Raw genomic sequence first — 25,610 nt, 5'->3', positions numbered from 1 at the left:
GACGACTCAGCGGTTCGTGGGCCGCCGGGTCGGGGCAGGTCGGTGACCAGGTGTCAGGTGTTCTTCTCGCAGAGGCCGCTATAGCGGTAGCGGCCACCGTGTCGGTTCAGCGCGTTGGGCCTCGGACACCCAGACTCGAGGTGGCATCTGCCGCCCACCAGGTGGCTGACGCAGAACGTTCCGGCGCTGCTACGGCATGCATGCCTGTGCGCGCTCAATGAGCCCCCCGTTCAGGGCGACAGTCTCCTTTCGGCCTGTTTGCATGGCGAACATGAGTTGATACCGGCCAATATCGGCTCATCGTCGGCGGCAACGGTCGGGTCGGCATAGACGCCACGGTGCTGGTCAAGGCTGGGGGAGTCATGCAGTGAACGGACGGGGAAGGCGACGCAGGTGTTGTCGGACGAGGCATGGCGCGAGCTGAAGGATTTGGGAGTGCCTCGCGTCTTTCGTGAGCGCAGCGTGATGCTGCGGCAGGGATCTGCGGGAACGCACCTTCTCGCTCTCACCGACGGTCTGGCCAAAGTGGTGCATCGGGAACCGGACGGAGACGTGACCTGGTTGGCCTTCCGAGGGCCGGGCGACTTGCTGGGTGAGGTGTCCGTCTTCAACGGCACTCCTCGCACGGCGGAGGTAGTCGCTCTCACTCCCTGCACGGCCCTGGTGCTGGAGGCGGAACGGTTCCGCCGGTTCGTCGAGCAGCGTGGGCTCGTGATGGAGCTCATGCGTCAGGCCCTGTCCCGGTTGCGGGAGTCCGACAGGCACCGTACCGAACTGGTGACCCTGCCGCTGATCGTCCGGCTGGCGCGTACGCTCCTGCGGTTGGCCGAACTCCAAGCGCGTGAAGCCGACATGGACGTTATACGGTTGGCCGGCCTGAGCCAGGAAGAGATCGCCCAGGCGACCGGAGTGACGCGCAACGCGGTCATGACCGGCTTGCACCGGCTGCGTGAGTCCGGTGCGGTGGAGACGGCCCGCAAGGTGATCGTCATCACGGACGTGCAGGCGCTGCGGGACTGGGCTACGACGTCCCGATAGAACGCAGAACGCAGAACGCAGAACGCAGAACGCAGAACGCAGAGCGCAGAACGCAGAACGCAGAACGCGCTGACGCGGCGTCTGCTCCTGAGCCTCGGCTGCATGGCTCCCGTACCGGCCCGGGGACGAGACCGTCGCCCTCGACATCCTCGGCCTGTGACACGGGACACGCGCGAAGTGCCCAGCACTGTGCAGTCGGACGGCGGGAAGCAGCGGAACCTCGAATCAGCCGATCACCGGCGCTGGAACCCTCACACCGTCCAAGAGGAGATGCCGCATGCCCGCACCCGTCCCCGTTCCGTATGTCGCAAGTCGGCCGCTTCCTCCCTACCGCGCTCTGTTCGCCGTCGACGCGAAAGACTTCACAGGTCTTCCCGCTGTGCAGCACGGTCCGGTGAGTCAGTTGATCCCCGAGCTCGTGGACCAAGCGCTGGAGCGAGCCGGTCTGCACGAGCTGCGCGACTCCAAGCGTTTCCCGGCCAATGCCGGGGACGGTGTGGTGTTCGGTTTCGAGCCGACGCTGCTGCCCTCGGTCCTCTGGCCGTTCCTGGGCGTGCTGGACGACGTCCTCGGTGCGTACAACCAGCAGAGCGTCGGCCCTCGGATCAGGCTTCGGGTCAGCGTTCACGTCGGACCGCTGCCGGACGGGGACAGCCCGGGTGACGGCAACGGCACCGCCCGCAACGACACGCACCGGCTGCTGGACTCCCGCCCGGTCAAGGCCATCCTCGCCGCGGCGAGCGAGCAGATCACCCACCTGGCGGCGATCATCTCGCAGCGCGTCTATGAAGACGTCGTCCTCGGCGGGTACACCGGACTGCACCCCGACCGCTGTGTGGAGGTGCCGGCCACCGTGGAGGGCAAGGTCTTCGCGCAGAGGGCCTGGCTCTACGTTCCGTCGCCGTCCGGGAACCTCGTACAGGCTGGTGTACGACCGCGCGGGGAGTCCGCGGACCAAGTCGAGACCGCCGGACAGGGGCGGGATGCGAAGGCGCGACACGACACTCACTACAGCGGTAACTCCCAGAGCGTGGGCGAGGGTGCCGCCGTCATGGGGAACGTCGGAAGGGACATCACGTACACCGGCGGCTCTACCTCCTACCGAGGCACCAATCAGCACTGGGGCAGCGGTGACAACGTGGCCGGCGACAAGCAGGCCGGTGGAGCCGGAGACCACCGGTGACCGCCGACGCGGACGCGGCCTTCGGACCGTACGACCCGGACGCAGACAGCCGACCGGATGCAGGGAACTTGTACCGCGACAATCAGCAACGGCTGGGCAAGGGTCTGGCGGTCATGGGTGTCGTGCGTGACATCAACATGACGTTCAACGAGGTATCGCCCGACGAGGATGCCACGAACAAGGTCGTCAAGCCCCGCCTGCGGGAGGGGCCGTATCCCGCGGAAGACGTGCACGCCCGCTTGCACGGGTTCGTCGAACCACCGTCGTATGCGGAGTGCCGCAAGGTACTGGACAACAGCGGCATCCTGTTGTTGAGGGCCGGCAGTGGCACGGGTGCGAGCACCACCGCGTTCGCACTGTTGGAGGAGCGGTACGGAACCGACGGCATTACTGGCCTCGACGCGCCGGACGACCTCTCGCGGTGGAGCCCTACGGGCCGACGAGGCTATCTGCTGCAAGGGCTGTCCCCGGCGGCTGCCGTTTCGCTCGGCGAAGTCGCGCTGAACGATCTGGCCGGGAAGCTGCGCCGAGCCGGGGCCCGTCTGGTGATCACCGTACGGGCGGAGGCGGTGCTCTCCGGAGAGACGGCGCCCTGGCAGGTCGTGCACCATCCGCCCTCGTCAGCCACGGTGGCCAAGAAGCGCCTGGACCTGATGACCACGGCCGGTGCTCTTACCTCTGAGCAGAGGGCCACCGTGCTGCGGCAGCTCGCCTCGGCCGACTTCGTCGCTCACCTGAACGATCATGGAATGCCGCAGGACGGTGTCGACGTAGTTGAGGCGCTGTGTGATCTCGTCGTGTCGGGAAGGTCCGCTGCCTCCGTACTGGGAGATTTACGGACCGGCAGTCCTGCCGCGGCTCATGAAGCGCTGGCGGAGGCGTGCGACCGAGCCGATCGGCTCGCCCTGATGGCGACGATCGCGCTGTTGCCCGGACTGGACCGCACCGTCATCGAGAAGTTCAGCGCGATCCTGCGCCCCCTCATTGATGAACGCGGCGGCCCGCCGGCATCCGCCGCGACCGTGCCACCGCAGCGTACCGGTACAGGCGAGACGGTTACCGAGCGGTCGCGGACGCGCCGTGATGTCCTTGGACCGGCCTTCGAGCACCGGCTGGAAGCCGTTGGCGCCCGCCTGCTGCCGCTCCGGCACGATGCAGCGCAGCCTTACCCGGTCCAACCGGTCGTCTTCTCCGGCCGGCACCGCTCGGACGCGCTGCTGCGATGTCTGTGGCTGTCCTACGAGGGCATGGCGGACCTGCTGTGGAAGACCCTGGACCAAGCTCCCCACTACTCCGGTGTCGAACTGGCGGCGGGACAGGCGATCGGAAAGACACTCATCCATGCGACGGGTCCGGACACGTTCCGCCAGCTGTATCCCTTCGCCGCGTCGGTCAGGCGCTGGCACCGCCGTCTGGTGGCCTACGCGCTGGGGGAAATGGCCGAGCACCCCGCTTTCAGTGGTCCGGTACGGGAGCAGTTGCGGCGCTGGAGCCGGGCCGCCTCCGTCCCTCTGCGCTGCACCGTGGCCGAGACTTGTGCCGGCAGCTTCGGCCTGGCCCGCCCCGGCGTCGCCCTGCAATTACTGGACACCGTGCTCGATCGGTCGGCCGGGGAACTGGATCCCGTACTGAGTTCCGCAGTGTCCTTCGCGCTCAGCACCCTTCTGTCGGAAAGCACCAACCGCAAGCCCGTCCTCGATCAGCTGCGGGAGTGGCAGGAAGCCGGTGCGGGTACAGCGCGCCACATTCTGGCAGTCCATGTCATCGAGTCGATGAGCCTTGCGGCGTTTCCCCGGCCCCCTGTGCCGAGTGCGGGGCGCACGCGTCTGGCCGACCTGCTTCCGGACCATTTCGGCGAGGTCTTCGCCCTCGTGGTCACAGCCCTGGACGACCCCGCCACCCACGAGTCGATGGCAGCGGGTCTGTCCCTGATCGAGAGCGATCCCGAACTACGGCAGCGCGCCGCCTTCCCGCACTTCCTTGCCGCACTGGCCGCCAGGGCCCGCGCCCACCGTGGCGTCCTGCGGTTCGTCCTGCGCCGTCACCGCACCCGTACGGCCTCCACAGCAGAAGGGCTCACCGCATGACCGACCCGCTCATCACACCGTTGCAGTCCTCGCCGGTCTGGCAGCTGGTCCGCCTCCGCTTCGGTGCCCCGGACGACCGGGCCCTGGTCTTCCTGGCGGACGACGGAGACGACGCGATGGTGCCACCGCGCAGTGGTGACTACTGGGGTTACCCGCGGCCGACGGCGCGCGAGGTCCGTCAGGGAACCTTCTCCGGCGCCATGTGGGTGTCACTCACGGAGCGGCGGATGTCCGTCGACATCCTGCGCAGACCGCCGAAGTCCCCCGCCCGCTACGGGATCGCCTGGAAGGTCAGCAATCCGGTCAACGTTGCAAGGAACCGGATCACTGAGGAGCACGCCCGGGATCTGATCGTCAGTCACATCAGCCGCTACGCCACCCTGCCCGGCGACGCCGACCCGCTACGCAAGCCACCACCCCACCTCGGCACGGCCGAGATCGCACCCCCCGACAGCCCTCAGGTGATCGGCGATACCGGTCTCACCTACTGGTTCCTGGACCCACCTGCCGCACTCCGCCCCACACCCGGCGCCGGCGCGGGACCCGTCCTGCCGTCAGGCTTCGGCGAAGCCCACCGCGAGGCGTACCGCTTCTACCGGGAGGTCGTCGCGGGCGGTCCCGTCGGTCTGGCAGCCCTCTGGCTGTTGCACCAGCCGGAGCAGGCAAGAGACGTGCTCGACTGGACGGTGACCCACCGCGACCTCCTCTCCGACCCCAACAGCTGGGAACACACCCTGGCGGCGACACTCCAGTCATTGACACCCGAAGACCGGGGCTTCGTCGGAGTCAACCTGGCGCGCGTGCTCAGCGACGTGGGCGTCCCGCAGGGCGACGAGGTGCTGCGCCGGATCGGTGGCACCGGCACCGCGGGGAACGGGGACGAACCGTACGGGAACCGACTGTGATCCCCCGCCGCCTGCTTCCCGCCCGCCGGTCACCGGACGGGACCGAGCCGCAGGACGTAGTGGCACTGTCACGTGAGCTGATCGCCCACAACCACGCCGAGATAGGCCGCGCCGACGGTAAGGCCGCCGTGCTGCTCGCCACCGGGGGATCGCTGCTCGGACTCCTCTTGGTACGCCACCCGCCCGACGCTCTCTGGGCCCAGTGGCTGCGGTGGACGGCAACAGCCACCACAGCCATGGCCCTCCTGCTTCTCCTGGCGGCGCTTCTGCCGCGTCACGGAGCAGGAGCCAAGAACAGCTCCCGGATCCTCGCCTACTACGAGGACGTGGTCCAGGCGGACAAGTGTGCCCAACTGTCCGCCGAACTCCTCGCTAGCACCTCCGACCCGTACGCCCGCCTCTTCCGCGCGCTGACCGGGACCAGTCGTATCGCCCGGACGAAGAACAGATGCGTGCACAGCGCTGTCCTCATGCTGCTGCCGGCGGTCGCCGTCGTGAGTGCGGTACCGCTCACTGGCGCATGATGCACTCCTGGGCCATTGCTCAGCCAGCAGCTGCCTGGCGTGAAGAACGAGGATCGCCCGGGTCGGTGAAGTGCTTCGGGGGATCGAGTGGGCCGGGGGCAAGGCCGCCGACGGTCTCGATGCGGTAGGGCTGGAGGGTGCGGCCGAGGGCGTACGGGACGGATCCGAGTGGACGGCGGACAAGCTCGGCGCGGACGTCGCCGAGCGGCAGCTCGGCCAGACCGAGGACCCGAAGGAGATCATCCACGGTGACGCGGAGAAGCTGACGGACCGGGCGGAGCATCTGCGGGACTTCTTCAAGGCGTTCGACCGGCTGGGCACCGGGATGAAGGGCCTCGATGTCCACGGCTGGGAGGGCGAGGCCGGGGGTGCGTTCCGGGCCGAGTTCGAGCCGCAGCCGAAGTTCTGGCTCTCCGCCGCCGACGCGTGCGAGGAGGCGGCGAAGGCACTGGTGCAGTACGCCTCCACGGTGCAGTGGGCTCAGGGGCAGGCCAAGGAGGCCGTCGCACTCTTCAAGCAGGCCAAGGCCGCGTCGGAGAAGGCGGTGGCCGACTACAACGCGACGGCGGACGAGTAAAACCGGAAGAACGAGGCCGGGCAGGATCCCGGCCCCCGGCCCGCTCCGTTCCAGGACCCGGGCAAGGCCGATCTAGAGCGGGCGCAGCACATGGTGGACGAGGCCCGCCACCAGCGGGACGACGCTGCCCGCCGGGCCAAGGACACCATGATGGGCCTGGTGCGGCTGGCGCCGGGGCCGCCGGGCGGCTGGGGCCTGGTGAAGTCCATGGGCCGGGACATGGCCGAGGGACTGGCCCTCAACAGCATGCACATGTCCATGGGCGCGCTGAAAGCCCTCGGTGAGACGGTCGGCCTGGTACGGATGCTCAATCCCACCGACCCGTACAACCTGACTCACCCCGGCCAGTACCTCCAGAACGCCAACGGTGTCCTCACCGGTCTCGCCTCCACCGTCGCCCACCCCGAACGCCTGGTGGGCATCGTGAAGAACCAGAACTGGCGCGACCCCGCGGAAGCCCTCGGCAGCATCGCCATCGACCTCCTCGGCGGCAAAGGCGCGGGCGGCGCCGCCAAGGGCGGCCTCAAAGGGGCGGTCAAGACTGGTGTGAAGGAGGCCGTCGAGCAGGGTGCGAAGGAGACCGCCCGCAAGTCCGTCAGGGAACGCCTCGGCGATCTGGCGCGGGACCTGAACTGCAAGGTCCTGCGGAACGAGCCGGTCGACATGGCCACCGGCCGCATGGTGCTGCCGCAGACCGACGTCACCCTCCCCGGCAGCTTCCCGCTGGAGTTCACCCGCACCTTCGAGTCCGCCTACCGCAACGGCGGCTGGTTCGGTCCCGCCTAGGGTCTGTTGCGAAAGTGGATCTTGGTCATAGATGATCAGGCCTTGTGGGGCGTGGTGATCTGACGAACGAGCAGTGGGCCCGGCTGGAGCCGTTGCTGCCGTGAGGCATCAAGCCGGGCCGTCCGCCGGTGTGGACGCGGCGGCAGCTGATCGACGGCATACGGTGGCGGACTCGGACCGGTGCTCCCTGGCGCGATGTGCCGGAACGCTATGGCCCGTGGGACCGGGTGTATGACCTGTTCCGGCGTTGGCAGCGGGACGGCACCTGGGCCCGGATCGTCACTCAGTTGCAGGTCGAGGCCGACGCGAAGGGCCTGATCACCTGGGACGTGAACGTCGACTCCACCGTCTGCCGGGCCCACCAGCACGCCGCCGGGGCGTCGAAAAAGGGGCCCTGCAGAAGGAGCCGCCCGGCGGCCTCGCTGTGGAGCCGGCCGACCACGGCCTCGGACGTTCCCGGGGCGGGCTGACGACCAAGATCCATCTCGCTGTCGAGCAGGGGCAGAAGCCGCTGTCCGTGCTGATCACCGCCGGGCAACGGGGCGATTCCCCGCAGTTCGAGCCCGTTCTGGAAGCGATCCGGGTCCCCCGGCTGGGACGCGGCCGGCCTCGCCGACGACCCGACCGGGTGCGGGCCGACAAGGCCTACGACTCCCGCCGTAACCGTTCCTACCTGCGACGACGCGGTATCAAGGCGACCATCCCGGTCCCCGCGGACCGTGTCCGCAACCGTCGCAAGCTCGGTTCGCGAGGCGGCCGGCCACCGAAGTTCGACAGGGCCGACTACCACGTGCGGCATGCCGTCGAGTGCGGGATCAACCGCCTCAAGCGCCACCGGGCCGTGGCCACGAGGTACGACAAGCTCGCCGTCCGCTACGAAGCGACCGTGCTGATCGCGGCCCTCAACGAATGGCTCTGACCAGCGGCTGGATCGCTTCCGAACGTTGCTCACCAGTCCCGGGTAGCGATCAGCTCCTCTACGTCCGCGTCCGTGAACCCGTAGGCGGACGCGACGAACCAGAAGTCCTCAGCGATCACTTCCCGCGCAACCGTCTCGATCTCACTCCCGGCTGCCTCGAACTCCGCCTCCAAGAGGTTGAACTCCTCCGTCGCGGCCTGGGTGAGTGCATACAGAGCCGACAGATCCGACGGCCGCTCAGCCTCAATCCGCTCACACAGCCGCAGCAAGATCACCCGGCCCTTGTCGACAACGTGATCGGGGAAGTACGAGTCCGCGTACAGCTGCCGCAAAAACGCATGCTCCGCCACCTGCTGGTCCGTGATCGGCATAGTGCCCCGCCCCCTGAGAAGAACTGACGCGCCGATCATGCCCGACGTCACTGACAACGCTGCTGCACCTGAGGACCAGACCGCTGTGACCAGATCCCGCACTCGACCGCGTGCCGCTGCTTGTAGTCGTCCTTGTCGAACTTTGGCGGCCGCCCGCCACGCGATCCGCGCTTGAGACGGTGGCGGACCCGATCCGCCGGAACCGGGATGGTGGCCTTGATTCCGCGTCTGCGCAGGTAGGAGCGATTGCTGCGCGAGTCGTACGCCTTGTCGGCCCGGACCCGGTCCGGGCGCTTGCGCGGCCTGCCGAGCCCCAGCCGGGGAACCCGGATGGCTTCCAAGACCGGCTCGAACTGCGGGGAGTCGCCCCGCTGCCCAGCCGTGATCACGACGGACAAGGGCTTCTGCCCCTGCTCGACCGCGAGGTGGATTTTGCTGGTCAGTCCGCCGCGGGAGCGTCCGAGGCCGTGGTCGGCCGGCTCGATGAGGATCCCGCCGGGTGGCTCCTTCTGGAGGTCCCCTTTTTCACCGCTCCGGCGGCGTGCCGGTGGGCCCGGCAGACGGTGGAGTCGACGTTGACATCCCAGGTGATCAGGCCCTTCGCGTCCGCCTCGGCCTGGAGCTGGGTGAGGATCCTCGCCCAGGTGCCGTCCCGCTGCCAGCGCCGGAACAGGTCATAGACCCGGTCCCACGGCCCATAACGTTCGGGCACGTCCCGCCAGGGAGCACCGGTCCGGGTCCGCCACCGTATGCCGTCTATCAGCTGCCGCCGCGTCCACACCTGCGGCCGACCCGGCTTGATGCCCGTCGGCAGCAGAGGCTCAAGACGGGCCCACTGGTCGTTCGTCAGATCTCCACGTCCCACAGGACGTGATCATCAACGAACAAGATCCACTTTCGCAACGGACCCTAGCCGACGACACGGTCACGGTCACCCCGTCCCCCCGCCGCCCATCGCCCCCGACGGACCCGGTCAGGTCCCCTACGGCTACCCCGGCGCCTACGCCTACCCGGGCGGCGGTCCGCAGCCCGGCGGCTACCCCGGCTGGCCGGGCATGGGCCCGGTGCCGCCGAGGAACGGCATGGGTACGGCCGGTCTCGTCCTCGGCATCATCGCGGCCGTCGGCTTCTGCATGTGGCCGCTCGCCATCGTGGTCGGTGTCCTCGGCGTCATCTTCGGCGTGGCCGGCCGCGCGAGGGCCCGCCGGGGCGAGGCCACCAACGCCGGCCAGGCCCTGGCCGGCATCATCTGCGGCGCCTTCGGCACGGCCCTGGGGCTGGGGCTCGCCGTCCTGGTCATCGCCACCGCCTGAGAACCGACGGCAGGTTCAGTGACCGGCCGTCGGCTCCACGCGGGCGAGGGCGCGGTCGATGATGTCCGTGATGAATTCGGAGGTCACCGCTTCACCCTCGTAGGTCGCCCGGACGAGAACCGCGCCGACGAGCATGGTGAGGCAGGGCTCGACGTCGTCGGGCCGGAGGCCGGCGGTGAGGACGCCGCGGACCCCGGTCGTGGCGGTCTCGTACAGACGGTCGCGGAGGTCGCGCGCCCCTTCGTCCTGGGCGGCGCGCTCGATGACGCCTGCCATCAGCCGGTCGTACCGGCCTTCCGACAGGGTCTGCGCAAGCGCGCTCAGGGCGGCGTGCAGGTCCTCGTGGAGGTTGCCGCCCGCCGGTGGAAGGGTCGCGTCCTCGCAGATCCGGGCGATCGCGTCCCGCATGAGATCGACAGTGGTGGGCCAGTGCGCGTACACGGTCGCCTTCGAGTAACCCGCCCTCCGGGCGACCTCGGCGTGTGTCGTCGCCCCCCAGCCTTCTTCCAGCAGTGACGCGGCGCTCGCCGCGATCACGTCGCGCCGCGTCCGCGCCACGCGCGGATCGACGGGATCACTCGACGACTTCGCCATTCCTCAAGACTAACCCCACCCGGCCCGACGACCCACTACTGAACTACTAGTACAGTACTTCTCTATGAGTCCAGTACTTCATTCAGCAGTCGGAGCGGCCCGATGACTCCCCGAGCGGTTCCGCGTACACAGCGGGCGATCGTGCAGAGCCGCTACGGCGCGGCCCGTGATGTGCTCGCCCTGTCCCGGGCGTTTCCCGTCCACGCTCCTGGAGCCCGGGAGGTGCAGGTGCAGGTCCGGGCGGCGGCGGTCAATCCCATCGACTGGCAGATGATCGAGGGGAATCGACGCCTCATCACCCGCCGGCGCTTCCCGTTCACGCCCCTGTTCGACCTCGCCGGCGTCGTCACCGCGGTCGGCGACGAGGTCACCTCGTTCCGGGTGGGCGACCGGGTGCACGCCGACAACGAGATCGACGCAGGCGGTGCCTCGGAGTACGTCAATGTGCGCGAGGATCTGCTCGCCCCCGTACCGGCTGGTCTGGCCTTCGCCGAGGCCGCCGCGATCCCGCTGGCCGCGCAGACCGCGCTGACCTGTCTGGACCGTGGCCGGGTCGGGCCCGGAACCCGTGTCGCGGTGATCGGGGCGTCCGGAGGCGTCGGTCACTTCGCGGTCCAGATGGCACACGCGGCCGGAGCCTTCGTGGCCGGCGTCGCCGGCGCGCGGAACCGGGAGTTCGTCCACGAGATGGGGGCGGACGCGGTCATCGACCGGCACCGGACCGATCTGCCGTCGAGCTTCGGCGCGGACTCGTTCGACGTGGTGATCGACTGCGTCGGTGGTCGCGAGCAGTGGATCGGGGCACGGCAGATACTGCGTCCGGGAGGGCGGTTCGTGACCATCGCGCGGGACGAGGACGGTGTGGTCACCCCCGCCTCCGCCGCCCGGCTCCTGTCGACGATCACCGCTCGCAGGCTACGAGGCGCGGGTGCGCGGGGCAGGAAGTACCATCCCGTCTTCCTCAAGGCCTCCGGTGCCCTTCTGCGGCGGGTGAACGAGAGGGTCGAGGCCGGCCAGGTCCGCGTACACCTATCCGGTTCCTTCCCGCTGACGCTGGAAGGCGTGCGGGCGGCGATCGAGGAGAGCCGCGCGGGACGGACCACCGGGAAGCTGGTGCTCCAGCGATGACATCAGGGTCCCGTTCCGAACAGCGGGCCACGGCCCCGCCCTTCGCCTCCCCGCTGCGACTGCCCTGCGGTATCACTCTTCCCAACCGCCTGGTGAAAGCGGCGATGGAGGAGCAGCTCGCGGGCAGCGGCGGCCATCCCGACGACCGGCTCGTGACGCTGTACCGCACCTGGGACAGAGGCGGTGCGGGAACGATGCTGACGGGACACGTCATGGTCGACCGTTCGGCCGTCGCGCAGCCGGCCGACGTGATCCTGGACGCCACCAGCGACCTCGAACCCTTCCGGGCCTGGGCGGCGGCAGCGGAGGCGAGCTCGTTCTGGATGCAGATCAACCACCCCGGGCGAGTCGTCCAGCGAGACACCGGCTCGCGCGCGCTGGCGCCCTCCGCGGTTCCCGTGAACGTCGGCTCGCTCTCGAAGCTCTTTCCGGTGCCGACGCCGATGACGGCGGAGGAGATCCACGACACCGTGGAACGGTTCGCGGTCACGGCGGCGCTCGCGGAGCGGGCCGGGTTCGCCGGTGTCCAGATCCACGCCGCGCACGGGTATCTGCTCGCCCAGTTCCTCTCGCCCCTGGTCAACAAGCGGACCGACCGGTGGGGTGGTTCCCTCCGCAACCGCGCCAGGATGTTGCTCGATGTCGTCGCCGCTGTCCGCGCGCGCGTGTCACCGGGTTTCGGTATCGCCGTCAAGCTCAACTCCGCGGACTTCCAGCGGGGCGGCTTCGACCTCGAAGACGCCCACCATGTCATCGAGTGGCTCAGCGACGGCGTCGACTTCGTCGAACTGTCGGGAGGGAGCGTCGAGTCACTCGCCACGGCCGGTTCGCCGGCGGACAACCGCACCTTGGAGCGCGAGGCCTACTTCCTCGAACTCGCCGGTGAACTCGTCGAGTCCGCCTCGGTCCCGCTCATGCTCACCGGCGGCATCCGCCGGGCACGGGTCGCGGAAGAGGTGATGGCGCGCGGGTTCTCGCTCGTCGGCGTCGCCACCGCGCTCGCGCAGCGGCCGGACGCCCCGCTCAGCTGGCTCGCGGGGGAGGATGGCGAGGTCACGGCGGTTCGCTCGGCGCTCCGCTCCAGGTCCCTGCGCGCCGCGGCCGTACAGGCGAGCGTCACCTCACGACTGCGTGACATCAGCCGCGGCCGTTCGGGACGACCACTTCCCCCGGTCGCCGCCCTGGTCGTCGACCAGTACCGGCGCTCCCGCGCGAGGCGCCGCTACCGCCGCGAAAGACCGGCCTGACACATAACCCCGCCCCACCGGCCATGTCGCGCATGCAGGCGAAGCGGGTGCGGTTGGGTCGATGTCTTGATTCGTCGATGACCGAGGAGAAGCTCGACGGCGGCAACGCCGGTGGCGCGGTCCGAGTGGGGGACCGGTCCGCAGGCCCGTGGGCCCTTGGACGCCGGCGGTGCACGCGCTTCTCACCCATCTGGCAGGCAAGGGGTTGCTGGGGTTCGACGAGGCGGGGCGCGAGGTCCTCACGCTCCTGGAGGGCGAGACGGTCGGCAGCGCCGAACCGTGGCCGGCCTGGACACACGCCCTCGGTGGGGCAAGAGGCCGCCCCCGCCTGCTCAGCTCCCACGATGAGGTCTTCGTCGTGCGGACGGCCACCACTCGCCCGACCGAGCTCGGCCGCGCCCTTCACTCGCTGGTCCATCCGTAAACTCGCCGCCTGCCTGCGGAAAGTCCACGGCCGTGTCATCCGGATCGGCCGCGAGGCGTTACGGTTCCTGCTCGCGCGCCGCGACCTTCCGGCGGTGAAGCAGTTCTGAAGCACTACGCGCATCGTAGGGCTGCCCCTATGGTCTACCGGTGACCATGCCGGGCATGCTGAGAGTCATGTCCGTCAATGTTGTGGTCGTCGACGACGACCCGGGGTTCCGCCGCATCGCCACAACCCTGTTGACGGCACGTGGTCTGCGTGTCGTCGGGGAGTCGGGGGACGGCGCATCGGCCCTGACAGCGGTGCGTGAACTCCGCCCGGACGGCCTGCTGCTCGATCTGCACCTTCCCGACCGGGACGGGGTGGAGGTCGCGCGCATGCTGCGGGAGGAGGAGCGGCCGCCGCGGATCGTATTGACCTCGACGGCGAAGTTCTTCTGGGCGGCGGAGGAGCTCGAGCAGGCAGGCATCGCATCGTTCGTCGCCAAGGACAAGCTGTTCGACGCCGATCTCGGCGGCCTCTTCGGCGCTACTGCTTGAGATAGCGCAGCACGGCGAGTACCCGCCGATGCTGGCTCGACGTGGCCTGGGCGAGACCGAGCTTGGTGAAGATGCCGGTCACGTGCCGTTCCACCGCGGGAACGGTCACGAAGAGCTTTCCCGCGATTCCCGTGTTGGAGTGTCCCTCCGCCATCAGAGCCAGAACGTCCCGCTCCCTGGGCGTCAACGCCGCCAGGGGATCGTTCCTGCGCTTCCGCCCCAGGAGCGTGGAGATCACGTCGGGATCGAGGGCCGACCCGCCGGCCACCACCCGTTCCACAGCGTCGGTGAGGACCTGCGGACTGGCGACCTTCTCCTTGAGGAGATATCCCACACCGCTCGGATCCTCCCCGACCAGGTCGAGGGCGTAGGAGGCGTCGAGAAACTGGGAGAGCACGATGACGGCTGTCTCCGGTCGGGCGGCGCGGATCTCCTGTGCCGCCAGCAGGCCGTCCGCTTCAAGCTTCGGCGGCATCCGGATGTCGGTGATCACGACATCGGGCTGCTGCTCCTCGGTCACGCGGACCAACTCGACCGCGTTGTCGACGGCCGCGACCACCGTGATGCCGGCCCGGCCGAGTATGGTCATGATGCCCTCGCGAGCGATGGTCTGATCTTCCCCGAGCACTGCCCGCAGAGATGAACTCATGTCGGCATGCTAGCCCAGGCCTTGATCGTCTCACGGGGGTTCAGCGCTGACAGGCGTCGGCCGTCAGGTCCTGTGTCCGTGCGGTCCGGAGACGAGGTGATGGGTCACTTCACGCATCCATGTGACGCGGGGGTGACTGCGCCTGGTGCACTGTTGCCGGCGAAAGCCCGACAGGGAAGTGTGCGCCGTGTCGCTCCGGCGGCGAGGACGTCCGGTGGTGCTGATTCACGGGTACCCGCTGAACGGTCGCTCGTGGGAGAAGCAGGAGCGTGTGCTGCCGGAGGCGGGGGACCGGGTCATCATCCACGACCGCCGCGGTTCCGGCCGGTCGAGCCGGCCGACCGGTACAAGTGCGCGGCGCGCGTGTCCAGGGCGGTCCTGCTCGGTGCTGTTTCCCGTTCCTGCCGGAGACCGCGGACAACCCGGAGAAGGCGGACGCCTCAGTGCTCGAGGACATCAAGGCGGGCAGAGTTGAAGGACCGCACCGCCTGCTTCAAGGACCGCACCGCCTGCTTCAAGGACCGCACCGTCTGCTGCACGGACCTCCTCGACGCTTTCTTCGACGTCGACATGTACGCCGGGACGCGCATCAGTGTTCAGGCGTGGCAGAACACTGGGTCCGGCTGAACATCGCCGCCTGACCGGCATCGGCCCATCCTGCCCGCCCCATGCCGTGGGGTCAGCCCTACGGCGCCGGCTGGGAGGCCACAGGGTGACCGTGCGGTCTGCTCGATGGTGACCGGTGAGTGCCGGCGGAAGACTGGGCACTGCGCCGCGAGGTACCGACGGAGAGGACAGGAGCCGCGTCGTCGGGGACTCCTCAGGCCGGACATCGCGCCCAAGCGCACTGTTCTGACTCAGCAACGCCAATCCTCGTTGTCGGCTGCCTTGTCCGAAGGCCGGCACAACGCTGTTCACTCACTTGAAGGACTGGTTCATCATGACGGACACCAACGCACGGGTCGCACTGGTCACCGGTGGTACCGGGGGCATCGGCCGGGCGGTGATCGAGCGTCTCGCCGAGGACGGCTACGCCCTCGCCGTGCACTACGCCGGCAACAAGACCAAGGCCGATGGGACCGTAGCGGCCCTCAAGGCCAAGGGCACCTCAGCGATGGCCGTGTGCGGTGACGTCGCCGACGAGAACGTCATGGCCGCCGCGTTCGACGCCGTGGAGGCGGAGTTCGGTGGCATCGACGTGGTCGTCCACACGGCCGGCATCATGGCGCTGTCGCCGATCGCCACGCTGAACCTCGACGACCTCGACCGCATGCACCGCATCAACATCCGCGGCGCCTTCGTCGTCGCCCAGCAGGCGGCCCGACGGGTGCGGACCGGAGGCGCGATCATCAACTTCTCCACGTCCGTGACCCGGCTCCAGTTCCCGAACTACGGCGCCTACGCGGCGAGCAAGGGCGCGGTCGAGGGGATGACCCTGGTCCTCGCCCGTGAACTGCGCGGCAAGGACATCACTGTCAACAACGTCGCCCCCGGTCCCACGGCCACGCCGCTGTTCCTGGAGGGCAAGGACCAGGCGGCGCTCGACAACCTCGCGAAGGCGGCTCCGCTCGAGCGCATCGGCACCCCCGAGGACATCGCGGAAGCCGTCGCCTTCCTGGCCGGCCCCGCGCGGTGGATCAACGGCCAGACGCTCTTCGCCAACGGCGGCATCGCCTGATCCCGGCGGCACCCATCGGCGCGGCCCCTCCATCCCTCACTTCCCGGCAACTGCCCGGCAGAGTCCCTCCCGGGCCCAGGAGATATTTCATGAACAAGATAGTCCTCATCACTGGCGCCTCCAGCGGTTTCGGCGCCCTCACCGCACGCGCCCTCGCCGACTCCGGCAACACCGTGTACGCGGGCATGCGCGAGTCCACCGGGCGCAACGCGCCGCAGGCGCAGGCTGCCGTCGACTACAGCAAGGAGCACGGGGTCGACCTGCGCGCCATCGAGATGGACGTGAACTCGGAGGAGTCCGTCGACGCCGCGGTCAAGCAGCTGATCGACGAGCACGGCCGGATCGACGTGCTGATCCACAACGCGGGACACATGGTCACGGGCCCCGCCGAGGCGTTCACACCGCAGCAGCTCGCCCAGCTCTTCGACATCAACGTCCTGTCCACTCAGCGCGTCAACCGCGCCGCCCTCCCGCATCTGCGCACGGCCGGCCGGGGCCTGGTCGTCTGGGTCTCCAGCTCCAGCGTCAAGGGCGGTACCCCGCCCTACCTCGCCCCCTACTTCGCCGCGAAGGCCGCCATGGACTCCTTGGCCGTCGGCTACGCCGGTGAGCTGGCCCGTTGGGGTGTGGAGACGTCGATCGTGGTTCCCGGGTCCTTCACCAGCGGCACGAACCACTTCGCCCACTCCGGTCGCCCGGCCGACGGTGCCGTCGAGGCGGAGTACGAGACGAAGTACGCCGGTCTGATGGAGCAGGTCTCCCAGAAGCTCGCGGCGCTGGCCCCCGGGGGAGCGGAGGCCTCGCTGGTCTCGGGCGAGATCGCCCGCATTGTGGCGCTGCCCGAGGGGAAGCGTCCCTATCGCGTGCACATCGACCCCGCGAACGACGGATCCGAGGAGGTCTCGAAGGTCGCGGACCGGATCCGCCGTGAGTTCCTGACCAGGATCGACCTGGGCGACCTGCTGACCGTCCACCCGGCCGGAACGTGAGGTTCCCGCATCCCTCGGCTCCCGGCGTGGAGCCGACCCGCCGAAAGGCGGGAGAACGTTCAGCCGGGTGGCGAGCGGCCGCTCGCCATGTCCTAAGGCACGGTGCAGGACGGCGTACCACGAGAGCGGGCATGCCCTGTCCGGCGCGACACCGGGGAACTGGCCGTCGCCGGCACTCATCGGGGAGGCGGCGGGTTCCACCGTCGATGCCGTGATGGTGCGTACCGGTTCGGCGCCCTGCTGCGACCTCGCCGGCTCCTGGGCCCGGAGCGGTGAGGAAGACCGTGTGCTCCTGGGCTCCCGGCGCCGGGTGGGAGCGACTTCGCGCCCGCCTCCGGCCGGGAGCTCCGCACATCTCAAGTGTGACCGCCGATGGTCCCCGAGAGGAGGGAACCGAGCGGCATGCGATCAAGGAGGAAGAAGAACATGACTACTTCGGGCACCGTGCTGGTGACCGGCGCGGGCACGGGCATGGGAGCACTGTCGTCCGTCTCACTGGCTCAGGCGGGACACCGCGTCTTCGCGTCGATGCGCGAACCCGAGGGGCGCAACGCGAGCAAGGCCCGAACGCTGCTGGCCCGGACGGAGGACGCTCCCGGTGAACTCTCCGTCGTCGAGCTCGACGTACAGTCCGAGGATTCGGCCCTGGCCGCCGTGGAGCACATCGTCCAGTCGGCCGGCGGCATCGACGCCGTCGTGCACAATGCCGCCCACCTGCTGGTCGGGGTGACCGAGGCGTTCAGCCCGGAGGAGGTGCTGCGCGCCTTCGACGTCAACGCCGTGGGCGCCCTGCGGGTCAACCGCGCCGTGTTGCCGGTGATGCGCCGACAGGAGTCGGGCCTGTTGCTGTGGATCGGTTCGGGGACGACCCGTGCCATCCCGCCCTTCCTCGCCCCGTACAGCGCCGCCAAGGCCGCCTTCGACGCGCTCGCCGAGTCCACCGCCTGGGACGTGGCCGTCTACGGCATCGAGACCACGATCCTGATGCCCGGCGTCTTCACCCACGGCACCGCGCACTTCGCGAACGCGGCCTTCCCGGCCGACACCGAGCGCACCGCGGCCTACGACAGGATCGCTCCCTACCTCGCCTCCATGGGAGAGGACACCGAACGGCTGATGGTGGACGGAGTGACCGCCGACCCGCAGATAGTGGCCGACGAGGTGGTCCGCGTCATCGGGCTGCCGACCGGACGGAGGCCGCGCCGCACCGTCGCCGACGGCTCCGACTACGGTGCCGAGATCCTCAACGGCGCCGCCGAGGAACTGCGGCTGCGCCTGGCCCGCCGTATGGGCGTCACCGGCCTGCTCGGCCGTCTGTGACCGCCGCCCTCCCGGGCTTCCCGGACGAGGACGGGGGCTCGTCCCACCACCTATGTGCATGCATGAGCTCGACACCGTAGAACAGGGGAGAAGCAATGTCTGTGAGTCGGCGCAGGCTGGGCCGGTCGGGCCCGGAGGTGTCCACGATCGGCCTGGGAGCCATGGGAATGTCGGACCTCTACGGTCCGGCGGACGACACGGAGAGCATCGCGACGCTGCACGCCGCGATGGACGCCGGAATCAATCTCATCGACACCGGTGACTTCTACGGCTCGGGCGCCAACGAGATGCTCATCGCCCGCGCCATGCGCGAGCGCAACCGCGAGGACGTGGTGCTGAGCGTCAAGTTCGGCTCGCGCCGCAGCCCCGACGGTGCCTTCCAGCCGGTGCCGTACGACGTGTCGCCGGAAGCGGTCAAGGACCGCCTGGCCTACTCGCTGCGCCGCCTGGAGACCGACTACATCGACATCTACCGCCCGGCGCGGCTGAACCCGGGGATTCCGGTCGAGGAGACGGTCGGCGCACTGGAGGAAATGCGGCAGGCCGGCTACATCCGGCACATCGGCCTGTCGGAACTGGGCCCCGACACGATCCGCCGCGCCGCCGCCGTGGCACCCATCAGCGATCTGCAGATCGAGTACTCGCTGCTCTCGCGCGGCCCGGAAGAGTCGATCATCCCGGTCCTCCGGGAGCTGGGCATCGGCCTGACGGCTTACGGCGTCCTCTCGCGCGGCCTGCTCAGCGGCCACTGGTCGGCCGAGCGCGAGCTGAGCCGAAGCGACTTCCGCGCTCATTCACCGCGCTTCCGGGGCGAGAACCTGGAGGCGAATCTGCGCCTGGTGGAGGCGCTGGGCCGGGTGGCGGAGCGGTTCGGAGCCACCACCGGCCAGGTGGCGATCGCCTGGGCGGCGGCTCAGGGCGAGGACATCGTCCCGCTGGTGGGAGCCCGCCGCCGGGAGCGGCTGACGGAGTCTCTGGGAGCCGTGGACCTGGCGCCGGCGCTCGACGAGGAGGCGCTGGCGGAGATCGAGGCCGCCGTTCCGTCAGGTGCGGCGTCCGGCGAGCGATACGCACCCGCGATGATGGCGACTCTCGACAGTGAGCGCTGACCGACGCTGACGCCGCGGCTCGGCCGACATGGCCGGACCTGGGGACGGTGGCCGTTCCCGACCCGTGAGTCGGGAACGGCCACCGCGCCGGCGCTCACTCTTCCGCCGCGCTTCCTCCGTCTGACTCACCCCGACCGACAGCGATCCGACGGTACGTGTCCGAGTGATGTCGGGTGCCGGCAGTGTGCCGGTCGGGACTGAACCACGATCTCTGCCTGAGTGGACCCAGTGCGGCCGGGAGGTGTGTGATGTGGCCTTCCTGGCAACCTCGTGCGGACATTGCCGGACCTTTGCCGAGGAGGACACGGGACACGGGAAGGCGCGGGGCGGGGCCTCCGTAGCCGGGTGTTTCATGCCGGTATCGGTATCCGCACCAGTATTGAGGTGCCCCCGCCAGGAGGTGACTCGATGGTCAGCGTTCCGTCGAAGGCGGCCACGCGATCGGCCAGTCCGCTCAGACCACTGCCTGCTGTGTTCTCGTTTACGCCACCGATGCCGTCGTCGACCACGCGTATGCGGATGACGTCCTCTATGTCGACGCAGATGTCGATCTTGGATGCCTGTGCATGCTTGATCGTGTTCGTCACGGCCTCGGCCACGACGAAATACGCATTGGACTCCACGGCCGAGGAAAGCCTGCGGCTGGACCTGCTCTCGACGACGGCGGGTATCGGGCATCGTGAGGCCAGCTCTTCCACCGCCACCACCAGGCCTTTCACCGTCAGTACGAGCGGATAGATGCCCGATGCGAGTTCCCTCAGCTCGTCGATCGCCGTCTGCGCGTTGGCGATCGACTGGTCCAGCAACTCGGCCGCGGCCGTCTCCGTCTCGGGAATCAGTTCTCGTGCGAGCCGAAGCCCGATCATCAAGCTGACGAGTCGTTGCTGTGCCCCGTCGTGCAGGTCCCGGGCCGTTCGCCGGTGCACCGCCTCCACACTCTCCATGATGCGTCTGCGGCTGTTCTGCAAAGAGGCCGCCATGGTGTTGAAGGACATGCCCAGCGACTGGATCTCCGCGACCCTGTGGGGGGTGATCCGCACCCCGAGGTCACCACTCGCGAGCTGCTTCGACGCGACCGCCGCCCCGCGCACGGGCCGCACGACGGCGCGGTGCTGAAGCACGGTGAACGCAGCCACCAGCGCGGTCGAGGCGGCCAGTCCCACGCCTGCCGCGATCACCGCCTGCCGCGAGTTGGCCCGCGCGGTGTCTTCGCGCGCTGCGAGCTCGTCGCGTGCAGCCGCGGAGTACTGGTCGAACTGGGTCCGCAAGGCGTCGGAGCGCCGCTTCCCCTCCTCCGCCATCGCCAGTCCGGACGCGGCGGCATCACCTCGCCGGACCGCCTCGACCAGCGGAACCGAGTAGTCGTTGAGGTAGGACTCGACGCCCTGTGAGATCCGCTCCGCGGTGCGCCGCTGTTCGAAGGAGGTCGCGGTGCCGGTGAACCGCCGTGCCGCCGAGGGCAGGGCTCTCCGTGCCGCCTGCCACGGCCGCAGGAACTCCTGCCGTTCAGTGATCACGAAGCCGCGCTGCCCCGACTCGAGGTCGAGGAGCAGTTGCTCCATGGTGCCGACTTCGACGAGTGCCTCCCGGGAGGCACGTCTCGCCGAGGTCGAACCGTTGGCGTCCTCGATCGCCCACAGCAGAACGGCGAACGCGACACTTATCAACAAGGCGAGCAAGCCGCTCGCCGCGACTGTGAGGGGTGTCAGCCCGAGTCGCCGACCCCTGAACCACCTACGCACCCTCATGCTCCACTCGGCGATGGAAATGGTGAAAGCCTGTGACAGGCTGTCGTCGGTCTGGTTCCGAACGTGGGCGACATCGACGCACGTGCCTTTCACCGCGCCGGTCCGGGGGCTCCACCGAGGACGACGGGGCAAGCATGGCGCTCCGGATGACCGGCCGGTATCCGTCATGTGACGTCATGATCGAGGCGCAGGCGCAGGCGCAGGCGCGGCACGGTCCTGACCGGTATACCTCTCGTCCGCCCAGCACTCTCCGCACTGGCAGTCCGGAACCTCTACCGGGCGACGCATACGAGAAGGGGCGCGGTGAGCTTTCCGTACGCCAGCCGGCTGTTCCTTCCCTCTACCGGACCATGCAGTTCCGTCTTCCGGAGAAGCGGACGCTGTTCACTGCCTGACCCGAACCGACGACGATACTCACCGGCTGACCGTCGGCTCGGCCATGAGGACCGCGGCCGTCAATCCCCACCGAGATCGGAGAGGTGCAGCTGGCCGCGGGACGTGATGCCGAGCTTCGGGAAGACCCGGCTGAGGTGTTGACCGACGGTTCGGTGCGAGATGAACAGCCGCGTGCCGATCTCACGGTTGGTCATCCCGCTGGCGGCCATTTTGGCTATCTGCAATTCCTGCGGGGTGAGTTTGTCCAGAGTGTCGGGTGTCGGCTGGCCGATCGCTTCGCCTGCCGCGCGAAGTTCGGACCGCGCGTCCTCACCGAAAGCCTTGATACCCAGTGCGTCGAAGCTCTCCATGGCCGCGTGCAGCGGGCGGCGTGCTTCGACGAGGCGGCGTTGACGTCTCAGCCACCGGCCGTAGGCCAGCAGGAGCCGTGCCCGGTGAAACGGCCAGTTCGACAGCCGGGGGTCGAGGGCCCGCTGGTAGAGGGACTCCGCCTCGTCTTCGGGAGCGACCAGGGGGTGGGCGTAGGCGGCCATCGCTGTCAGAAACGGTGCGGTGGTCTTCTCGGCCAGGGCGTTGAGTTGCGAGAAATAACGCCTTGCTTCGTCGGCGCGGCCCGTGTGAACAGCGGCCTCGATCAGGTCCGCGATTGCCCAATAGCCCACGAACGGGTGGTAGGTGATGTCCGAGGGATCCAGGACCCGCGCCAGTTGTTCGAACGCGTCATTGTACTTGTGATGGACTATCGCGTACCGTCCGCGAGCGAACTGGGCATACGCCAAGATGGATTGAGCTCCCAACGTGAGCAGTTCGGCCTCGGTCGTCCGGATGAGCTCGTTCGCGGCGTCGAATTCGCCGCGCTCACAGGCCAGGGTGGCCATGGCCAGGTCTGCGACAAAGGCCCAGCGGGGGCGGCCGGTGTCACGGGACAGCCGCCTGGCCTCGTCTGCCGCGGTTCTTGCCAGACGGTGCTTGCCGAGGAGTATCGCCGCCCAGGCCTGGGATGCCAGGGCCTCACCGAGCAATCCGAGACGGCCCTGCTGACGGAGGCCCTCGACGGCCGCGCAGAGGTAGGGCCAGGAGAGGTCGTACGCCCATATGGCGGTCAACGACGCTCCCAGCGCATGCTGCTCGGCGGCGTCGTTCACGGACCCCGGCGCGAGCCGGGCCGTCTCGCCGATGACCCATGCCGCCTCCTCCACCGGGTCCGCGCAAGCGGCGATGCAGAGAGTCATGAGTTCGCCGTCGCCGGTCTGCAGACGTCGTGCGGTCCTGACAACGGTGCCACGCGTTTCCGGCGCCGGGTTGCCGTACCAGCACCCTATGGCAAGGGGCCACAGTGCTCTCAGCGCGAGTGCCGCACCGTTGCTCTCGGCGCTGGCCAGCTGGTCCGCCACGTCGGCGAAGGCCCGGACCTGCTCCGGGCTGAACCAGCTCTCCTCGTTGAGGGCCTCCATCCACAGAGTGTGGCGAAGCCGTTCCGCTCTTTCGAGCTTCGCGAACTTCGCCTCGGCCAGCTGCCGGCGCGCGACAGTCACGCTGCCGAGCTCAAAGTTGATCTCGGCCGACCGCAACAGGAGACGGCCCCGGTGTGTGTTCGGGTCGCTGAGGAGGGCCGCCTGCTGCAGGGCCTCGGCCGCGGCACGCGGGGCTCCCCTGAGAAGTGCTTTGGCAGCGGCGACTTCGAGGTCGAGCGCGACGTCGTCATCCGGACCGGGGGCGGCGGCCGCCCGGTGCCATGCCCGGCGCTCCTGGTGTCGAGCCAGCACTGCAGCAAGCGCCGCGTGCCCGGCCAGCCGCCTCGACGGGGCAGCCGCGTGATAGATGGCAGAGCGGATCAAGGGGTGCCGGAAGCGTACTTTGTGCCCGCTCACCTCAAGCAGCCCTGCCTCGACGGCGGGTTCCAGGGATGCGACCGGCAGGGCGGTGCCGTCAAGGAGTTGCGCGGCCTCGAGGATCTCGGCGAGGTCGCCTTCGTCGTCGGCCGCGGTGATCAGCAGGACGGTCTGCGTCTCGTCGGGCAGTGTGGAGGCACGGGAAAGAAACGAACGCTCCAGGCGGCGGGTGGTCGGCAGCCATGGCATCAGCGTCTGCGCGACGCCTCCTTGACTGCTGAGCGCAGCCGGAAGCTCGCTCAGCGCCAGCGGATTGCCGGCAGCCTCGACCAGCAGCCGGTCGCGAAGGGACCGGTCGAGTTGTGGCGCATGCGCCTCGAGGAGCGCCTTCGCCGAGTCGTCATCGAGTCTCGGCAGATGAAGTTCGGGCAGGCCTGCGTCGTCCAGCACGGTGTCGTGTCCCTCGCGAACCGCCAGCAGCATGACGGCCCGCTCCGCATCCAGCCGCCGGGCGATGAAGGCGAGCACCTCACTGCTCGGTCCGTCGATCCACTGAGCGTCGTCGATCACCAGGATGACGGGGGACTCATCGGCCAGACCGCTGATCAGCTCAAGCGACGCCAGTCCGACGGAGAACATCTCCGGTGCGGCGTCATCGATCACGCCGAAAGCCGCCAGCAGAGCGTTCCGCTGACGGGGCATCAAATGGTCGAGGTGGTCATGGAGGACCGGATTGAGCAGCTGGTGCAGTCCCGCGAACGGCACCGACGCCTCCGACTGGACACCAAGAGCCGACAGGGCGCGACCCTCCTTAGCCACGGCGGCTTCCCGAGCCGCCTTGAGCAGGGCGGTCTTCCCGATGCCCGCCTCGCCGCGCAGCAGCAGAGCACCACCTGTCCCCGCGAAGCCGCGCGAGGTGATGTCCGACAGCAACCGCAGTTCGGCGTCACGCCCGTAGAGCATGTCCCCTTCGGATCCCCATCCTTCCAAGCGGTACGAGCACCCCGAACGGGAACCGCCTCTGGACCGTGGTCCTGATCGGGTTCCGGCGTGCGCCCTCCCTCTCGCTGCTTCCGGCTGAGAACCGACCGCGACACGGCGATCGAAAGCTAGCACGTTCCTGTTGCAATGTGTGATGCGAGGCAGGTCGCCTCGCTCTTGGGTGGGATGCCTCCGCCTGGAGGGATGGACGGGGTGCGCCAGGTGCCCGGGGCAGGCAGGTGGCCCGCAACTCGTGGCCGTGTCCCACACCCAGCGGGACATGATCCTGGACCGAGCACCGTCCGCACACGGCCGCCAGGCGAACTGAGACAGAGCAGGGCCTTGAGACGTTGGCGGCCTGGTCACAGCGCCTGGCTGCAGGGTGATTCATGCGGTAGGCCGGCGGCGTGCGGCACGTACGCGGAGGCGGCTGGAGGGCACTGGAGCGGTGGGTTCAGTTGTGGCGTATCTCGCGACTCACATCCGGCGGCTATCTGGTGCTGTCGGTGCGGACGCCGACAAAGGGGTTGAGCCGTCCTTGCGCGACCACGTCCGTATCGTCACTGGCCGACTCCGACCTCGGACACTCGCTGTAGCGATACGCGGATAAGGGCCTTGACCTGACGGTCGAGGCCCTATCTGCATGTTCGTACCGAATCTCAATACCGAGGGCTTCGTACAGCGGGCCTTTCTTTTCGGCATCGATGGCTTGCACACGCTGTGCGATGTCCCCGAGTTTCTCAACCTGTAGTGCTCCAGAATGCTCGCACAGCCTCTGACCTTGAATGCCTCCTGCGGTCAGCTGGCCTGACGGTACTCGCTGATGAGGCAGGCGACGGCTTGTCGGCGTTCGACCCGGGGCGCGGGCAGGGGGACGACGCCGGGGTCGTCGTGGGGCGCGTGCTGGTTCCGGCCTTGATGAGGCCGGTGGGCGTTGAAGTGCTCGGCGTAGTCACGGAGGATCCGCTCGGTGTGGCCGCGGTTGTACAGCAGGATGCGGTCGGTGCATTCTTCGCGGACCGAGCGGATGAAGCGTTCCGCGTGTGGGTTGCAGTTGGGGCTGCGGGGCGGAGTTGCGGTCGACAGGCCCTGCACCACCTGAGCACGGGTAGGCGGCCAGAGGTGAGGGCCCGGCGAAGTCGACGTCCGGAGCAGGATGTCGGCCGGTCCGGCGGGTCGGCGCAGGGGTTTGTCCCCCGTGCGAGCTACAGCCAGGTGTCCACTGTGAGGTGACGATCTCCGGCCGCCGGGTCCGTAGCGTCCGGTGCAGCCC

General features: G+C 68.9%; 23 protein-coding genes and 4 pseudogenes. 19 read left to right on the top strand and 8 right to left on the bottom strand.

Annotation, left to right across the window (positions count from 1 at the left end; translation table 11 throughout):
- Positions 1-393 precede the first annotated feature (393 nt).
- The 8 genes and pseudogenes from IE242_RS11565 to IE242_RS11530 all read left to right on the top strand — a co-directional run bounded on the left by IE242_RS11565 (position 394) and on the right by IE242_RS11530 (position 8,019).
- Positions 394-1,038, top strand: a complete 645-nt coding sequence (locus tag IE242_RS11565) for a Crp/Fnr family transcriptional regulator (protein ID WP_189858069.1) — start codon at positions 394-396, stop codon at positions 1,036-1,038.
- 277 nt (positions 1,039-1,315) lie between these two features.
- Positions 1,316-2,221, top strand: coding sequence for a hypothetical protein (locus tag IE242_RS11560; RefSeq protein WP_189858068.1), 906 nt, complete (start codon positions 1,316-1,318; stop codon positions 2,219-2,221).
- Entirely contained in the window at positions 2,218-4,308 is a 2,091-nt protein-coding gene (locus tag IE242_RS11555) for a hypothetical protein (protein WP_189858066.1), read from the top strand. Before IE242_RS11560 ends, IE242_RS11555 begins: the two co-directional genes overlap by 4 nt.
- Positions 4,305-5,213, top strand: coding sequence for a hypothetical protein (locus tag IE242_RS11550; RefSeq protein WP_189858064.1), 909 nt, complete (start codon positions 4,305-4,307; stop codon positions 5,211-5,213). Before IE242_RS11555 ends, IE242_RS11550 begins: the two co-directional genes overlap by 4 nt.
- A 59-nt stretch (positions 5,214-5,272) precedes the next feature.
- Positions 5,273-5,737 (top strand): Pycsar system effector family protein, encoded by a 465-nt coding sequence (locus IE242_RS11545; RefSeq protein ID WP_189858062.1) that lies wholly within the window; start codon positions 5,273-5,275, stop codon positions 5,735-5,737.
- Between the two features lie 70 nt (positions 5,738-5,807).
- Positions 5,808-6,485: pseudogene (locus IE242_RS11540) on the top strand (putative T7SS-secreted protein); the annotation flags it as partial.
- Positions 6,462-7,100: a DUF6531 domain-containing protein gene (locus IE242_RS11535; protein ID WP_373299514.1), complete on the top strand. Its 639-nt coding sequence runs from the start codon at positions 6,462-6,464 to the stop codon at positions 7,098-7,100. The pseudogene IE242_RS11540 and the gene IE242_RS11535, both read left to right, overlap by 24 nt.
- Before the next feature lie 44 nt (positions 7,101-7,144).
- Positions 7,145-8,019: pseudogene (locus IE242_RS11530) on the top strand (IS5 family transposase).
- A 29-nt stretch (positions 8,020-8,048) separates the two neighbouring features.
- On the opposite strand, the gene IE242_RS11525 reads toward IE242_RS11530, so the two are convergent.
- From IE242_RS11525 to IE242_RS37670, 3 genes are read right to left on the bottom strand one after another with little or no spacing between them, the layout of a single operon-like run.
- Positions 8,049-8,390 carry a DUF5713 family protein gene (locus tag IE242_RS11525; protein ID WP_189858056.1) on the bottom strand — a complete coding sequence of 114 codons (342 nt, stop codon included), beginning with the start codon at positions 8,388-8,390 and terminating at the stop codon, positions 8,049-8,051.
- Positions 8,391-8,437: 47 nt separating this feature from the next.
- Entirely contained in the window at positions 8,438-8,821 is a 384-nt protein-coding gene (locus IE242_RS37675; protein ID WP_229858883.1) for a transposase, read from the bottom strand.
- A gap of 8 nt (positions 8,822-8,829) precedes the next feature.
- Positions 8,830-9,255 carry an IS5 family transposase gene (locus IE242_RS37670; protein ID WP_229858801.1) on the bottom strand — a complete coding sequence of 142 codons (426 nt, stop codon included), beginning with the start codon at positions 9,253-9,255 and terminating at the stop codon, positions 8,830-8,832.
- Between the two features lie 217 nt (positions 9,256-9,472).
- Between IE242_RS37670 and IE242_RS11515 the strand changes: the two genes are divergently transcribed.
- Complete coding sequence (locus IE242_RS11515; protein ID WP_189858054.1) at positions 9,473-9,703, top strand: DUF4190 domain-containing protein; 231 nt, start codon at positions 9,473-9,475, stop codon at positions 9,701-9,703.
- A 15-nt stretch (positions 9,704-9,718) separates the two neighbouring features.
- Here the strand turns inward: IE242_RS11515 and IE242_RS11510 are convergent, their stop codons facing one another.
- On the bottom strand, positions 9,719-10,297 hold the full coding sequence (locus IE242_RS11510; protein ID WP_189858052.1) for a TetR/AcrR family transcriptional regulator: 579 nt from the start codon (positions 10,295-10,297) through the stop codon (positions 9,719-9,721).
- A 102-nt stretch (positions 10,298-10,399) separates the two neighbouring features.
- Here IE242_RS11510 and IE242_RS11505 point away from each other — a divergent pair, with 102 nt between their 5' ends.
- From IE242_RS11505 to IE242_RS11490, 4 genes and pseudogenes are all read left to right on the top strand, one after another.
- Positions 10,400-11,425, top strand: a complete 1,026-nt coding sequence (locus tag IE242_RS11505; protein ID WP_189858050.1) for an NAD(P)-dependent alcohol dehydrogenase — start codon at positions 10,400-10,402, stop codon at positions 11,423-11,425.
- Positions 11,422-12,672, top strand: coding sequence for an NADH:flavin oxidoreductase/NADH oxidase family protein (locus tag IE242_RS11500; RefSeq protein WP_189858048.1), 1,251 nt, complete (start codon positions 11,422-11,424; stop codon positions 12,670-12,672). Before IE242_RS11505 ends, IE242_RS11500 begins: the two co-directional genes overlap by 4 nt.
- 310 nt (positions 12,673-12,982) lie before the next feature.
- Positions 12,983-13,178, top strand: a pseudogene (locus IE242_RS11495) (IS630 family transposase); the annotation flags it as partial.
- Positions 13,179-13,251: 73 nt separating this feature from the next.
- Positions 13,252-13,635 (top strand): response regulator, encoded by a 384-nt coding sequence (locus tag IE242_RS11490; RefSeq protein WP_229858874.1) that lies wholly within the window; start codon positions 13,252-13,254, stop codon positions 13,633-13,635.
- Here the strand turns inward: IE242_RS11490 and IE242_RS11485 are convergent.
- The gene (locus IE242_RS11485) at positions 13,625-14,284 is read right to left on the bottom strand and encodes a response regulator transcription factor (protein WP_189858046.1); all 660 of its coding nucleotides are present in this window, start codon (positions 14,282-14,284) and stop codon (positions 13,625-13,627) included. The two genes, IE242_RS11490 and IE242_RS11485, sit on opposite strands and share 11 nt — an antisense overlap.
- Before the next feature lie 205 nt (positions 14,285-14,489).
- Here IE242_RS11485 and IE242_RS37665 point away from each other — a divergent pair.
- From IE242_RS37665 to IE242_RS11455, 6 genes and pseudogenes are all read left to right on the top strand, one after another.
- Positions 14,490-14,627, top strand: a pseudogene (locus IE242_RS37665) (alpha/beta fold hydrolase); the annotation flags it as partial.
- Positions 14,628-14,755: 128 nt separating this feature from the next.
- On the top strand, positions 14,756-14,911 hold the full coding sequence (locus tag IE242_RS11475; protein WP_189858044.1) for a hypothetical protein: 156 nt from the start codon (positions 14,756-14,758) through the stop codon (positions 14,909-14,911).
- Between the two features lie 313 nt (positions 14,912-15,224).
- Positions 15,225-15,962 (top strand): SDR family oxidoreductase, encoded by a 738-nt coding sequence (locus IE242_RS11470; RefSeq protein WP_189858042.1) that lies wholly within the window; start codon positions 15,225-15,227, stop codon positions 15,960-15,962.
- Between the two features lie 89 nt (positions 15,963-16,051).
- Positions 16,052-16,951 carry an SDR family oxidoreductase gene (locus IE242_RS11465; protein ID WP_189858040.1) on the top strand — a complete coding sequence of 300 codons (900 nt, stop codon included), beginning with the start codon at positions 16,052-16,054 and terminating at the stop codon, positions 16,949-16,951.
- A gap of 426 nt (positions 16,952-17,377) precedes the next feature.
- A complete protein-coding gene (locus IE242_RS11460) occupies positions 17,378-18,271 on the top strand; it encodes an SDR family NAD(P)-dependent oxidoreductase (RefSeq protein ID WP_189858038.1) in 894 nt (297 codons plus the stop codon).
- Positions 18,272-18,366: 95 nt separating this feature from the next.
- Positions 18,367-19,380, top strand: a complete 1,014-nt coding sequence (locus IE242_RS11455; protein ID WP_189858036.1) for an aldo/keto reductase — start codon at positions 18,367-18,369, stop codon at positions 19,378-19,380.
- Between the two features lie 350 nt (positions 19,381-19,730).
- Here the strand turns inward: IE242_RS11455 and IE242_RS11450 are convergent, their stop codons facing one another.
- The 3 genes from IE242_RS11450 to IE242_RS11440 form a co-directional block, all read right to left on the bottom strand.
- Complete coding sequence (locus IE242_RS11450) at positions 19,731-21,221, bottom strand: CHASE3 domain-containing protein (protein WP_229858800.1); 1,491 nt, start codon at positions 21,219-21,221, stop codon at positions 19,731-19,733.
- 362 nt (positions 21,222-21,583) lie between these two features.
- Positions 21,584-24,319, bottom strand: a complete 2,736-nt coding sequence (locus IE242_RS11445; RefSeq protein WP_189858034.1) for a helix-turn-helix transcriptional regulator — start codon at positions 24,317-24,319, stop codon at positions 21,584-21,586.
- A gap of 816 nt (positions 24,320-25,135) precedes the next feature.
- Positions 25,136-25,435, bottom strand: a complete 300-nt coding sequence (locus tag IE242_RS11440) for an integrase core domain-containing protein (protein WP_229858796.1) — start codon at positions 25,433-25,435, stop codon at positions 25,136-25,138.
- Positions 25,436-25,610: the final 175 nt, after the last annotated feature.

It is taken from the genome of Streptomyces poonensis (genome assembly GCF_014650915.1).
Taxonomy (GTDB): Bacteria; Actinomycetota; Actinomycetes; order Streptomycetales; family Streptomycetaceae; genus Streptomyces; species Streptomyces poonensis.
This window is presented reverse-complemented; position numbering and strand designations above follow the sequence as displayed.

What these genes read in the sequence shown, in the direction of transcription:
- IE242_RS11490 (WP_229858874.1), top strand. Translation starts at nt 13,252, where the DNA reads ATGCCGGGCATGCTGAGAGTCATGTCCGTCAATGTTGTGGTCGTCGAC.
- IE242_RS11560 (WP_189858068.1), top strand. Translation starts at nt 1,316, where the DNA reads ATGCCCGCACCCGTCCCCGTTCCGTATGTCGCAAGTCGGCCGCTTCCT.
- IE242_RS11535 (WP_373299514.1), top strand. Translation starts at nt 6,462, where the DNA reads ATGATGGGCCTGGTGCGGCTGGCGCCGGGGCCGCCGGGCGGCTGGGGC.
- IE242_RS11525 (WP_189858056.1), bottom strand. Translation starts at nt 8,390, where the DNA reads ATGCCGATCACGGACCAGCAGGTGGCGGAGCATGCGTTTTTGCGGCAG.
- IE242_RS11445 (WP_189858034.1), bottom strand. Translation starts at nt 24,319, where the DNA reads ATGCTCTACGGGCGTGACGCCGAACTGCGGTTGCTGTCGGACATCACC.
- IE242_RS11485 (WP_189858046.1), bottom strand. Translation starts at nt 14,284, where the DNA reads ATGAGTTCATCTCTGCGGGCAGTGCTCGGGGAAGATCAGACCATCGCT.
- IE242_RS11500 (WP_189858048.1), top strand. Translation starts at nt 11,422, where the DNA reads ATGACATCAGGGTCCCGTTCCGAACAGCGGGCCACGGCCCCGCCCTTC.
- IE242_RS11470 (WP_189858042.1), top strand. Translation starts at nt 15,225, where the DNA reads ATGACGGACACCAACGCACGGGTCGCACTGGTCACCGGTGGTACCGGG.
- IE242_RS11510 (WP_189858052.1), bottom strand. Translation starts at nt 10,297, where the DNA reads ATGGCGAAGTCGTCGAGTGATCCCGTCGATCCGCGCGTGGCGCGGACG.
- IE242_RS11515 (WP_189858054.1), top strand. Translation starts at nt 9,473, where the DNA reads ATGGGTACGGCCGGTCTCGTCCTCGGCATCATCGCGGCCGTCGGCTTC.
- IE242_RS11550 (WP_189858064.1), top strand. Translation starts at nt 4,305, where the DNA reads ATGACCGACCCGCTCATCACACCGTTGCAGTCCTCGCCGGTCTGGCAG.
- IE242_RS11505 (WP_189858050.1), top strand. Translation starts at nt 10,400, where the DNA reads ATGACTCCCCGAGCGGTTCCGCGTACACAGCGGGCGATCGTGCAGAGC.
- IE242_RS11465 (WP_189858040.1), top strand. Translation starts at nt 16,052, where the DNA reads ATGAACAAGATAGTCCTCATCACTGGCGCCTCCAGCGGTTTCGGCGCC.
- IE242_RS11460 (WP_189858038.1), top strand. Translation starts at nt 17,378, where the DNA reads ATGACTACTTCGGGCACCGTGCTGGTGACCGGCGCGGGCACGGGCATG.
- IE242_RS11455 (WP_189858036.1), top strand. Translation starts at nt 18,367, where the DNA reads ATGTCTGTGAGTCGGCGCAGGCTGGGCCGGTCGGGCCCGGAGGTGTCC.